Here is an 11,964-nt window from a genome sequence, read left to right as displayed (position 1 = left end):
CGCCCGCCTCAGTAAGGGAGCCTCCGTTCATGGCCCGCTCGCTCGACGGTCTCGTCCTCGCCCCCGTCACGGACCAGGCCCCGGGGCAGGTGGGCACCGGCACCCGGTTCACGTACCACGAGAAGGACGGCGAGATCTGGGCCGAGTACGCCGGCGGCGACATCGTGCGCGGGTATCTCGTCGGCACCCGCCGTGGCGACCGGCTGGACTTCCGGTACGTCCAGCTCAAGCACGACGGCGGCACGTCTTCCGGGCACTGCGTGTCGGCCGTCGGCGAGCTGCCCGACGGCAGGGTGCGGCTCACGGAGACATGGGAGTGGGAATCGCGGGCGGGCAGCGGGACGAGCGTGGTCGAGCAGGTCGCACAGGCTCCGGCGCCCATCGGTGATCCTGTTGTGCAAGAGGTCACTCAGCACGCCCCCTGACTGACAAATTGTCAGGTGACTATGGTGATCACGTGAGCGAGCAGACGCAGCAACCCAGCCCGGCACCGGGGCGGCGCGTGGTCGTCGTCGGCGCGGGCATGGCCGGGGTGCAGACCGCGGTGGCCCTGCGGGAACAGGGCCACCGGGGCACGATCACCCTGGTCGGCGCCGAACCCCACCGGCCGTACGACCGGCCGCCGCTGTCCAAGGCCGTGCTGCTCGGCAAGGCCGAGGGCTCCGCCTTCGAGGTCGACTTCGAGGCGCTCGGCATCGATCTCGAACTGGGCCGCGAGGCACTCGGCGTACGCCCCGCAGAGCATGAGCTGGACACCGCGGCCGGGCTGGTGCCGTACGACGCCCTGGTTCTCGCCACCGGCGCCGAACCGATTCGGCTGCCCGGCGCCGAGAGCGTCCCCGGTGTGCATCTGCTGCGCACCCTGGACGACGCCCAACGGCTGCGCCCCGTGCTCGCCCGGCAGCACGACATCGTGGTCGTCGGCGCGGGCTGGATCGGCGCCGAGTTCGCCACGGCGGCCCGCGAGGCGGGCTGCGCGGTCACGGTGGTCGAGGCCGCCGACCGCCCCCTCGCCGGCGCGCTCCCGGCCGAGGTCGCCGCGCCGATGACCGCCTGGTACGCGGACAGCGGCACCGAACTGCGCACCAACGCGCGCGTGGCGAGCGTCGAGCCCGGCGCGGTGGTGCTCGCCGACGGCTCGCGGCTGCCCGCGGGCGCCGTGGTCGTCGGCATCGGCGCACGCCCCGCCACCGGCTGGCTGGCCGGCTCCGGCATCGAGCTGGGCGCCCACCGGGAGGTCGTGGCCGATGCGTACCTGCGCGCCTCCGTGCCGGATGTGTACGCGGTCGGCGACTGCGCGTCCTTCCCCTCGGCCCGCTATGGCGAGCGGCTGCTCGTGCACCACTGGGACAACGCCCTCCAGGGGCCGCGCACGGTCGCCGCGAACATCATCGGCGAGGCCCCGGCGGTCTACGACCCGGTGCCGTACTTCTGGTCCGAGCAGTTCGGCCGCTTCGTGCAGTACGTCGGTCACCACCCCGCGGCCGACACGCTGCTGTGGCGCGGGGACCCCGCGGGACCCGCCTGGACTGTCTGCTGGCTGCGCGCGGACCGGCTGGTCGCTCTGCTGGCCGTGGGCCGTCCGCGTGACCTGGCGCAGGGGCGGCGGCTGATCGAGGCGGGCACGGCGATGGCTCCGGAGCTGCTCGCGGACCCGGCGCGGCCCCTCAAGGAGGCCACCGCGTGACCCGCGGACACCCCAGGCCGGACCGGCTCGACTTCCGACTGTCAGTCCGGGATGGCACGCTGGTTCCGTGACCGAGATTGACGCAAAGATCGATGCTCTCGTCCCCGCCTGGCTCACTCTGCCCGACATCGCCGAACAGCTCGGTGTCGAGGTGACACGTGTGCGGCAGCTGGTCAAGGAGGGCCAGCTCATCGCCGTACGCCGTGGTGAGAACCGCGCACTGCACGTTCCCGCCGCCTTCATCGACGGGGACAAGGTCGTCAAGGGCCTGTCCGGGACCCTGACGCTGCTGCGGGACGACGGCTTCACGGTCGAAGAGATGCTGGAGTGGCTGTTCACCCCCGACCCGACCCTGCCCGGCACCCCGGCGCAGGCCCTCAGCGAGAACCGAGGCACGGAGGTGAAGCGCCGGGCCCAGGCACTCGCCGTCTGACCCGACAACCCCCTGCGGGGCTTCGGCCGAGGACCCCTCCCCGACGGAGGCATCCCCTGCAGACGCGCTGCGGCCGGGGCGGGTCCCTGGCGGTGCCTTGACTACGGGCGTGCTGTGGCTGGGGCGGGTTCGCGGCGGTGCTTCGGCTGCGGGTGTGGGTGCCTTGCGGTCGGGGCGGGTCCGTGGCGGTGCTTCGGCTGCGGGTGTGCTGTGGCCGGGGGCGCTCCCCGGCGGGTTTTGGCTGCGGGGGTGCTGTGGCTGGGGCGGGTTCGTGGCGGTGCTTCGGCTGCGGGTGCGTTGTGGCTGGGGCCGGTCCGCGGCGGGTTTTGGCTGTGGGTGTGCTGTGGCTGGGGGCGCTCCCCGGCGGGTTTTGGCTGCGGGTGTGTGGCCGGGGCGGGTCCCTGGAGGGGCTTCGGCTGCGGCTGTGGGTGTGCTGTGGTCGGGTCGGGCTCCTGCCGGGGCCTGGGCCGTGGGTCCGCTCTGGTCGGGGACGGATCGGGGCCACCCCGGCCCCGGCCGAGCCTCCCGCTCCGCCCCTGCCTGGCCCACGGGCCCCAGCGCCCCCGGCTACCCGACCAGGGCGTGTGCCTCGGCCTGCGGGTCCGGGGCGGGATGTGCGCGCGGGCCGGACCGTGGTTTCCTTCGTCCTGCCGCACAGGCACCACAAACACCCATTGCGCCGTCAGCCGCAGCCGCCACAGCGGGTCCGCAGCACCGACGGCTCCCATCGCACCACCAACGTTCATCGCACGGAAAGCCGCAGGCGCCACAACGGTTCCGCAGCACCGACTGCCCACAGCGCACCACCAACATCCATCGTGGCGACAGCCACAGACCCACTACAGACAGCTCCGCAGCATCACCACCATCCATTGCGCCTAAGGCCCACAGCGGCACCACCGACAGTTCCACAGCACCAGCAACATCCATCGCACCGAACGCCCACACCTGCACCACCCACAGGCCCACAGCACTAACCACATCCACCGCACTGACAGCCACAACGCACCGTCGGCACCCCACAGCCCCAGCAACACCCATCGCACCGCAGTCACACGCCCCCAACCGGCAGCCGTGCCGTCGGCGGCCGCAGTGGCGACGCCCGTAGTACCGAGACCAACGACGCCCCCAGCTTCGACGCATCGGCCCGGACACCGTGCCGTTGCCTCTGCCCACACCACCCAGGGAGACGCACCGTATGTCCGATTCCGCGACCCACGCCGCCACCACCGCACGCGCGGCGCTCACCGGCGCGCGGCTCTACCTGTGCACGGACGCCCGCAAGCGCCAGGGCGACCTCGCCGAGTTCCTGGACGCGGTCCTGGCCGGCGGCGTCGACATAGTGCAGCTGCGGGACAAGGGCATGGAGGCGGCCGAGGAACTGGCGCACCTGGAGGTGTTCGCCGACGCCTGCGCCCGGCACGGCAAGCTGCTCGCGGTCAACGACCGCGCGGACGTCGCCCACGCCGCCGGCTCCGACGTGCTCCACCTGGGACAGGGCGACCTCCCGGTGCCCGCGGCCCGCGCCGTCCTCGGCGCCGATGTGCTGATGGGCCGCTCCACTCACGCCCCGGCGGAGGCCGCCGCCGCGGCCGTCCAGGACGGCGTGGACTACTTCTGCACCGGCCCGTGCTGGCCCACCCCCACCAAGCCCGGCCGGACCGCGCCCGGCCTGGACCTGGTCCGGTACACGGCCGGGCTGGGCACCGACCGTCCCTGGTTCGCCATCGGCGGCATCGACCTGGACAACCTCGACCAGGTGCTCGACGCCGGTGCCCGCCGGGTGGTCGTCGTCCGCGCGATCACCGAGGCCGACGACCCGGGAGCGGCGGCGGCCGAGTTCGCCGAGCGGCTGCGGCGGGCCTAGCGCACGCTGTCCAAGGGGTGGACAAGAAATCGGCAAATCGGGCAAATTTCCGAGGCCCGGTTGGGGGACCGGCCGCCCCTGGCTAACCTGCGGGTATGGCCCTTGGAACCGCGTCCACCAGGACCGACCGCGCGCGCACCGTGCGTGACATCCTGCGCACCGGCAAGACGACTTACTCATTCGAGTTCTACGCGCCGAAGACGCCCAAGGGCGAGCGGTCCCTGTGGAACGCGCTGCGCAGGGTCGAGGCGGTCGCTCCCGACTTCGTGTCCGTGACCTACGGCGCAGGCGGCTCCACCCGCGCGACCACGGTCAAGGAGACCCAGCAGATCGTCGTCGACACCACGCTGACGCCGGTCGCCCACCTCACCGCCGTCAACCACTCCGTCGCGGAACTGCGCAACATCATCGGCCAGTACGCGGACGCCGGGATCCGCAACATGCTCGCCGTCCGCGGCGACCCGCCCGGTGACCCGATGGGCGAGTGGGTGCCGCACCCCAAGGGCCTGACCTACGCGGCCGAACTCGTCGCGCTCATCAAGGAGTCGGGTGACTTCTGCGTGGGTGTCGCCGCCTTCCCTGAGATGCATCCGCGCTCCAGTGACTGGGACAAGGACGTCACACACTTCGTCGACAAGTGCCGTGCGGGCGCCGACTACGCCATTACGCAGATGTTCTTCGAGCCGGAGTCGTATCTGCGGCTGCGCGACCGGGTCGCGGCAGCCGGCTGCGAAACCCCGGTCATTCCCGAGATCCTGCCGGTCACGAGCGTGCGGATGCTGGAGCGGCTGCCCCAGCTCAGCAACGCCCGCTTCCCCGAGGTGCTGAAAGAGCGGATCCGCACAGCGAAGGACGATCCGGCGGCGGTACGCTCCATTGGCATCGAGTTCGCCACGGAGTTCTGCGCGCGGCTGCTGGCCGAGGGAGTGCCCGGCCTGCACTTCATCACGCTCAACAACTCCACGGCACCGCTGGAGATCTACGAGAACCTGGGCCTGCACCACCCCCCGCGGGCCTAGACCGGCCAGACCGGTATACGACACACTGCGTAGCGGTCACTGGGAGAGGGGCGTACATGGGCTGGACGGTCCTCTACACCGCGTTCGGCATCGTCGCGCTGTGGTTGCTCGGCGAGGTGCTGTTGCAGTACAAGGCGCGGCTGCGCTGGCGGCTGCTGGCGTTCGTCGGCTTCCTCGGTGTCGTGCTCGGTGTGCTGCTCTCCGCCGTCGTCGTCATCGCCCTGGGCGCGGTGGCCTTCGCGGTCGGGCAGACGTATGTCACGCTGTCGTTCCGTCGTGGCTTCACCGACGGTTGGGCGGTCAGCCGCCGCGGCGAGGGCGGCGGCAAGCGCCGGGGCGAGGATCCGGACCACCCGGAGCCCATGCCGGAGGTCTTTGACCCGAAGGCGGCCGGAACCGGACTCGGCGGGCACGACCACGACTACCGGCAGGCCGGCGGATACGGGCAGGACGCCGGTTACGGCAGCGACGGCACCCCGTACGGCCGTGACGACGACTACGAACGCGACGACGTGTTCGCGCCGCCCCCGCGCGCGGCCGAGCCCTCCGCCGCCGAGGCCACCGCCGTCTACGAACCGCAGCCCCTGCCCGACGACACCGGCTCCTACGGCATATACGGCGACGCCGCCCGCACGGCCGCCGCCCAGCACCAGGACCCGACCTACGCGACGGCGGCCCAGGGCACCGACCAGGGCTACGCCTACGACTACTCGGGCTACGGCCAGCAGCAGTACGGCTACGACATCAACGGCCGGCAGCAGTACGCCAACTACTCCGACCCGTACGTCGGCGCCCAGGGCCACGGCGACGCCTCGTACGATCCCGGCTACGACGACCAGCAGTACGGCCAACCCCCCTACGGCCAGGACCAGTACGGCACCGGTGGCTACAGCGAGACCCCGGCCGGCGGTGTCTGGGTCCCGCAGCAGCGCACCGACGAGACCTACGGCGGCCAACTCCCGCCGGAACATCCCTACCCGTACCAGAACAACGGGCAGCAGCAGGGCAACGGCAACGGCAACGGATACGACGAGCACTACCGCTTCTGACGGGCCGCTCCCGCCACGCCGGCACCCGCCCCGAGCCCCCGGCTCACCGCGAGCCGAGCGCCCCCCCTCACCGCGAGCCGAGCCTCCCCCTCACCGCGACGGACCCCCGTTCACCGCGAGCCGCGGAAGTCCGGCCCCTCCACGATCAGCCCGGCTACCAGCGCGCCCGACATGCCGGCGTGCGCAAGCCCGCCCCCGGGATGCGACCAGCCGCCGACCGCGAACAGGCCCGGTATCCCGGTGCTGTTGGACGGATGCAGGGTTGCCTCGGCGCCGGCCAGCGCAGGCGGGGGCACGGCCCCGCCCCCGGCCCCCGTCTCCCGCTCGGTGTGCACCGGTGTGCGCACCTCGCGCCACAGCACCCGCTCCCGCAGCCCCGGCACCGCCCGCTCGGCGGCGGCGACCATCCGGTCCGCGAAGGCGTCGGCGGCGCCCGGCACGCTCCAGTCGTACCCCGTCGAGGACGGCACCGTCGCCGTCACCACCATGGACTCGTGCGCCGCGTCGGGGCGCAGCGCGGGGTCGTCCGGCCGGTCGACGCGGACCGTGGGCCGCTCGGGCGTCCCCTCCGCCGTGAACAGGTCCAACTCGGCCGTCGCGTCGGGGGAGTGCACCACCGTGCGGTGCGCGGCCCCCGGCTCCCGGCCGCCGCGCAGCGCGAGGCACACCACGACCCGGCCCGGGAACGACTCCTCGGCGGTCGGCGCGACGGCGCCCGGCCCGTAAGGCTCCCGGCCGGGCAGCAGGCCGCGCAGCCGCCAGGGGCCCGTGGCCACCACCGCGTCCGCCTCCGCCACCGTCCCGCCCCCGGAGCCGAGAGAGCCGGAGGCGCCCTCGGCCCACTCCACGCCCGCCACCCGGCCGTCCTTCTCCAGGATCCCGGTGACCTCCGCCCCGAAGACGAACTCGACCCTGCGCCGCACGCACCGCTCGTACACCGCGCGCGCCAACTCCCGTATTCCGCCCCCGACATACCAGACGCCGAAGGCGTGCTCCATGTACGGCAGCACGGCCGCGCTCGCCGGAGCTATCCCGGGGTCCAGGCCGTACCCGAGCGCGTGCCCCGCCAGCAGGGCGGCGAGCCGCGGGTCCCGCAGCTCCCACGCGCCGATCTCGGCCAGCGTCGCGGCCCGCCGGGTGCGCAGCAGCCGCTTGTGCGGGACCGCCGGATAGGGCTCGCGCCCGGCCAGCACGGACCAGTTCGGCCACAGCGGCTCCTCCAGCAGCGGCCGGCGGGTGCGGTCCCAGGCCTCGCGGGCCCGCACCAGGAAGTCGCCCCAGCGCTGCCCGGCACCGGAGCCCAGTGCCTCGTCCAGGGCCGCGACGACACCCGCGCGCGAGGCGTTCGGCAACGACACCTCCGTGCCGTCCGCGAACACATGCCGTGACGACGGGTCGACCTGGGTGAGCCGGACCTGGTCCTCCAGCGGCTCCTTGCCGGTCTTGAGGAACAGATCGCGCCACACCGCGGGCAGCGGCAGCACGCCCGGGCCGGTGTCGAAGCCGAAGCCGTCCCGCTCGAACCGGCGCACCGCTCCGCCGTATGTCTCCGTGCGCTCGTACACCACCACCCGGTGGCCCGCGACGGCCAGCCGGGCGGCGGCCGCCATCGCGCCCATCCCGGCGCCGATCACCGCAATCTGTGCCATGCCTGCGACTTTATCGACCGCCACTGACAGCGGGGGTCACGGGCGGTCAGTCGGGCGGCCGGGCCATCCCGGCGGCCGGTCGGCGCTCCGCACGGCGCCGCGCCCGGCGGCGCAGGAACCGCCGGATCCGGGAGACCAGGAAGCACAGCGCGGCCACCCCGGCGGCCAGCAGCACCGCCGCGACGATCGCCGCCGCCTCCGGGTGGAACACGGCGAAGGAGACGACGGCGCCCACGCCGATGTCCTCTGCCGTGCTCAGGATCATGTTGCTGAAGGGCTCCGGCGAGGCATTGACCGCCATCCGCGTACCGGCCTTGACCGCATGACTGGCGAGCGCCGTCGAACCGCCGAGCAGACCCGCCGCCACATCCGAGAGAGAACCGCTCTGCCCGGCGAGCAGCGCCCCGACCCAGGCGCCCGCGAGCGGCCGGACGACGGTGTGCACGGAGTCCCACACCGAGTCGACGTAGGGAATCTTGTCGGCGACCGCCTCGCACAGGAACAGGACGCCGGCCGCGATGAGCACCTCGGGGCGTTGCAGCGTCTGCGGAACGTCGTCGCTCACGCCGGTCGCACCGAACAGGCCGAGCAGCAGCACCACGGCGTAGGCGTTGACACCGCTGGCCCAGCCGCTGGTGAACACCAGAGGGAGTACGGACACGGAGGCGATCGTAACCAGTGAAGCGCCGCCGTGGCCTGTGCCCGCGCGCGGACGGCTGAGTAGGCGTACCTAGGCGGTGAGTTGAGTACGCGCGCGGATGGGCCGCGAGCTGCGGGAACGGGAAAGTGGAGGCACGGCAGCAGGACGGGGACCGGCACCGCCGACACGGGGCGGCGGAGCGGTGACCCTCCCAAGCCGCTCCTTCCGCCGACTCGTCGGCGGAAGCGAGGACACGGGGGAATCCAGGGGGAAGACCGCAACGGGGGTTCCCACGGGGGGAGCACGGGGGAGCGCCGGTCCGAGGCGGCCCGCGGGGGACGCGGCCACCGCGGACCGGCGCTTTCCCCTCAGCCCCTGCCGCTCACCCGGCCCTGCAACAGCCGGGACAGGGCGGCGTGCACATCGTCCAGGGACCGCTCCGGCTGGAACGACTTCCAGTCCAGCGCCGCCACCAGCACCATGCCGACCAGGGCCGCCGCCGTCAGCGGCACATCGATCTCGGCGCTGAACTCGCCGCGCGCCACACCCTCGCGCAGCACTCCCTCGACGACCGCGACGGCCTGCTGCCGCACCACCAGCAGGGTGGACTGCCAGGTGCGGTTGGTGCGCCACAGCTCGGCCACGTACAGCTGGGTGAAGGCCGGGTAGCGGTCGATGAAGGCGAGACCGGCGCGGATCATCGCGTCCAGGGCGTCCACCGTGCCGCCGCCCTCGCGCGCCGTCCGCTCGGCCGCCTCCCGCAGGGAGGCGGTGAGCAGGCCCACGCCGTGCCGCAGCAACTCCTCGAAGAGGACCGACTTACTGGCGAAGTTGTAGTAGACCGTGCCCTTCGCGACCCCGGCGCGCTCGGCGATCTCGTCCACCGTCGTGGCGGAGAAACCCTGCTCGGCGATGAGCGTGACGGCCGCCTCGTAGAGCCGCTGCCGGGTGACCTCGCGGCGTGTGCTGCCGCCGCGCGCGGCACTGCTGCTTTCCATGGCGCCGATTCTCACAGGAACAGGCGCCGCGCCGGGCCGGGACCGGCATGCCCCGGGCGCGGGGCCGGTGACCGCCCGGACGCCGGCCACCGCACCGGCCGCCCTGCGGTCGAACTGTCGATCGAGGCAAAGTACCAGGTCAGAACGGATTGTCAGTGGCATACCGCACGATGGGCACATACGGCACCCCGTAGCGGGTGTGCCGTCAACAGACGACAGGAGGTTCGTCATGGCCAACTCGTCCGCAGCAGCCGCCCACCGGCGCCGCGCCACCGGCCCTGCCCCCTCACTGACCGGCCCGGCGAGCGATGTGCACCCCGTGCTCCGCCGGGCCACGGCCCCGCCCGCCGCCCTCGACCTGCTCGCCCAGGCCCGTGCCGGACTCGACGAGGCCGCCGTCCTCGAAACACCCAACGAGCGCTATGCGACGGCCCATCTCGCCGCCCTGCGCACCGCAGCCGCCGTTCTCGCCGCCCGGGGCCGCGCGGAGCCGACCGTCCGGCGCCGGGCGCGGATCCGCAGCGCCTGGGAGGTGCTTCCCGAGATCGCGCCCGAACTCACGGAGTGGAGCGCCCTGTTCGCCTCCGGAGCGGCCCGCCGCGCCCGCGCCGAGGCGGGCATCCGGGACGCGGCCAGCCGCCGCGACGCCGACGATCTGATACGGGACGTGGCGATGTTCGTCCGGATCGTGGAGCGGATGCTGGTGCTCCAGCCGGTCCTGCCACAGCCCCGTCAGGAAACCGCCGAACCGGCCGCCCGCGCCACCGGCGGTGACCTCACTGGCAGGGACATACCGGACGCGGGATGAGCGCCCCGCGCCGCGCAGCCGCGCCCGGGCGGCAGGGCAGAGGACGCCGGGGACCGGTCCGCCACAGGGGACGCGGAGGCCGCGCGCCCCCACGATGACCAGGTACGGCGCCGGAGGCAATAGGGTGGAGAGCGCCTGAAGCCTTCCCTCCTCCCGCGCCCCGGGCGGGGGAGGGGCCCCGTTCGCGCCGCCGGGCAACGGGCGGTGCCGCGCCGAGGAGTCAACTGTCGTGTCGGACCCGATGCGCCCCCGCGCCTCTCTTCGTACCGCCGTGGTCTGGGAGGTCCTTCAGGACGCCCTCGACCGCCGGGTCAAGGCCACGGGTCGGGACTCGCTGGACGTCCTCGACACCGGAGGCGGCAGCGGCAAGTTCGCGGTGCCCGTCGCCCGCCTCGGGCACCGCGTCACCGTCGTCGACCCGAGCCCCAACGCGCTGTTCGCACTGGAACGGCGGGCCGGCGAGACCGGTGTCGCCGACCGGGTCCGGGGCGTCCAGGGCGACATCCACGGCCTCTTCGACGTCGTGGCGCGCGGCGGCTTCGACGTGGTGCTGTGCCACGGCGTCCTGGAGTACGCCGACGACCCGGCCGAGGGCGTTGGCAACGCGGTGGCCGCCCTGCGCCCCGAGGGCGTGCTCAGCCTGCTCGCGGCCGGGCTCGGCGGCGCCGTGCTCGCCCGCGCCCTGGCCGGCCACTTCACGGAGGCCAGGCACGCCCTCGCCGACCCCGACGGCCGCTGGGGCGCGGGCGACCCGATGCCCAGGCGCTTCACCGCCGAGCAGCTGACCACGCTGGTCGAGGGCGCGGGCCTCGCGGTCGGCGCCGTGCACGGCGTGCGGATCTTCGCCGACCTGGTGCCCGGGGTCCTCGTCGACACCGAGCCCGGAGCGCTCGACTCCCTGCTGAAGCTGGAGGCGGCGGCTGCCGAGTTGCCGGCGTTCCATTCCGTGGCCACACAACTGCATGTGCTCGGCGAGACCCACAGGGCCGTCGGAGCCTGAGCGGCCTTCAGGGCCACACCGCTGATCAGCGACGCGACAGCAGATGGAGTACGCCACAGGCCCCCCGATCGCGGGGTCCGCGCCGTATGATCGAGGGAGACCGCCCGGCATGACGGGTCGGCCGCCGGGGAATGGAAGCCTCAGCGAGCCGGGACGGCCATGGCGGGTTCCGGTTGGCCAATTGGCCTAGAGGGGCGGGTTTCACGGGGGCGATTCCCTGCCTATCCTGAAGGGACCCCCGGGTCGCCCCGGCGACTGCACGATGAGGAGGACTCCGTGCCGCTCTCGGAGCACGAGCAGCGCATGCTCGAGCAGATGGAGCGAGCGCTGTACGCCGAAGATCCCAAGTTCGCGACAGCGCTTGAGGGAAGCGGGCTGCGTACGTACACCCGGCGACGGGTCTACCAGGCGGTCGCAGGCTTCCTCGTAGGTATCGCGCTCCTCATGGCAGGAATGGTCGCGCAGCAGATCTGGGTCAGTGTGGTGGGTTTCCTCGTCATGCTGGGCTGTGCCGTGCTCGCCGTCACGGGCTGGCGCAAGGCCCCCAAGCCGGGTGAGCAGCCCGCCGCGGGCGCCCCGCACGCGCGGCGTCAGGCACGGGCGAAGCGGTCCATGATGGACCGTATCGAACAGCGCTGGCAGCGCCGCCGCGACGAGCAGGGCGGCCGCTAGAGGGCGCCACAGGGAGAACAGCGTCACTCATACATACCTGACTGAGGGGTGGGGGGCCCCGGGGGGGGGGGCCCCCCCCCGCCAGCGGGGGCAGACCCGGCCCGCCCCCCCCCCCGCCCGGCGCGGCCGGCCCCCCGGGCGG

The 11,964-nt window shown here is 73.4% G+C and carries 12 protein-coding genes; 9 read left to right on the top strand and 3 right to left on the bottom strand.

Annotation, left to right across the window (positions count from 1 at the left end; genetic code table 11):
• The first annotated feature begins 29 nt into the window (after nt 1-29).
• From ABT245_RS04115 to ABT245_RS04090, 6 genes are all read left to right on the top strand, one after another.
• On the top strand, nt 30-425 hold the full coding sequence (locus tag ABT245_RS04115; RefSeq protein ID WP_351728256.1) for an avidin-fold protein: 396 nt from the start codon (nt 30-32) through the stop codon (nt 423-425).
• 32 nt (nt 426-457) lie between these two features.
• Entirely contained in the window at nt 458-1,687 is a 1,230-nt protein-coding gene (locus tag ABT245_RS04110; protein ID WP_351728254.1) for an NAD(P)/FAD-dependent oxidoreductase, read from the top strand.
• Nucleotides 1,688-1,754: 67 nt separating this feature from the next.
• Nucleotides 1,755-2,120 carry an Rv2175c family DNA-binding protein gene (locus tag ABT245_RS04105; protein ID WP_351728252.1) on the top strand — a complete coding sequence of 122 codons (366 nt, stop codon included), beginning with the start codon at nt 1,755-1,757 and terminating at the stop codon, nt 2,118-2,120.
• 1,198 nt (nt 2,121-3,318) lie between these two features.
• The gene (gene thiE, locus ABT245_RS04100; protein ID WP_351728250.1) at nt 3,319-3,987 is read left to right on the top strand and encodes a thiamine phosphate synthase; all 669 of its coding nucleotides are present in this window, start codon (nt 3,319-3,321) and stop codon (nt 3,985-3,987) included.
• Nucleotides 3,988-4,082: 95 nt separating this feature from the next.
• The gene (gene metF / locus ABT245_RS04095) at nt 4,083-5,006 is read left to right on the top strand and encodes a methylenetetrahydrofolate reductase [NAD(P)H] (RefSeq protein WP_351728248.1); all 924 of its coding nucleotides are present in this window, start codon (nt 4,083-4,085) and stop codon (nt 5,004-5,006) included.
• Nucleotides 5,007-5,062: 56 nt separating this feature from the next.
• On the top strand, nt 5,063-6,055 hold the full coding sequence (locus ABT245_RS04090) for an SCO2102 family sporulation regulator (protein ID WP_351728247.1): 993 nt from the start codon (nt 5,063-5,065) through the stop codon (nt 6,053-6,055).
• A gap of 110 nt (nt 6,056-6,165) precedes the next feature.
• Here ABT245_RS04090 and ABT245_RS04085 read toward each other — a convergent pair whose 3' ends face one another.
• From ABT245_RS04085 to ABT245_RS04075, 3 genes are all read right to left on the bottom strand, one after another.
• Entirely contained in the window at nt 6,166-7,704 is a 1,539-nt protein-coding gene (locus ABT245_RS04085; RefSeq protein WP_351728245.1) for a phytoene desaturase family protein, read from the bottom strand.
• 46 nt (nt 7,705-7,750) lie between these two features.
• Nucleotides 7,751-8,365 (bottom strand): DUF4126 domain-containing protein, encoded by a 615-nt coding sequence (locus tag ABT245_RS04080; RefSeq protein WP_351728244.1) that lies wholly within the window; start codon nt 8,363-8,365, stop codon nt 7,751-7,753.
• 347 nt (nt 8,366-8,712) lie between these two features.
• Nucleotides 8,713-9,342, bottom strand: coding sequence for a TetR/AcrR family transcriptional regulator (locus ABT245_RS04075; protein ID WP_351728242.1), 630 nt, complete (start codon nt 9,340-9,342; stop codon nt 8,713-8,715).
• A gap of 229 nt (nt 9,343-9,571) precedes the next feature.
• Between ABT245_RS04075 and ABT245_RS04070 the strand changes: the two genes are divergently transcribed.
• From ABT245_RS04070 to ABT245_RS04060, 3 genes are all read left to right on the top strand, one after another.
• The gene (locus ABT245_RS04070; protein ID WP_351728240.1) at nt 9,572-10,150 is read left to right on the top strand and encodes an SAV_6107 family HEPN domain-containing protein; all 579 of its coding nucleotides are present in this window, start codon (nt 9,572-9,574) and stop codon (nt 10,148-10,150) included.
• 229 nt (nt 10,151-10,379) lie between these two features.
• Complete coding sequence (locus tag ABT245_RS04065) at nt 10,380-11,150, top strand: methyltransferase (RefSeq protein WP_351728239.1); 771 nt, start codon at nt 10,380-10,382, stop codon at nt 11,148-11,150.
• Between the two features lie 276 nt (nt 11,151-11,426).
• Entirely contained in the window at nt 11,427-11,822 is a 396-nt protein-coding gene (locus ABT245_RS04060; RefSeq protein WP_351728238.1) for an SCO2097 family morphological protein, read from the top strand.
• Nucleotides 11,823-11,964 lie beyond the last annotated feature (142 nt).

The organism is Streptomyces sp. NPDC001508 (assembly GCF_040298665.1).
Taxonomy (GTDB): domain Bacteria; phylum Actinomycetota; class Actinomycetes; order Streptomycetales; family Streptomycetaceae; genus Streptomyces.
This window is presented reverse-complemented; position numbering and strand designations above follow the sequence as displayed.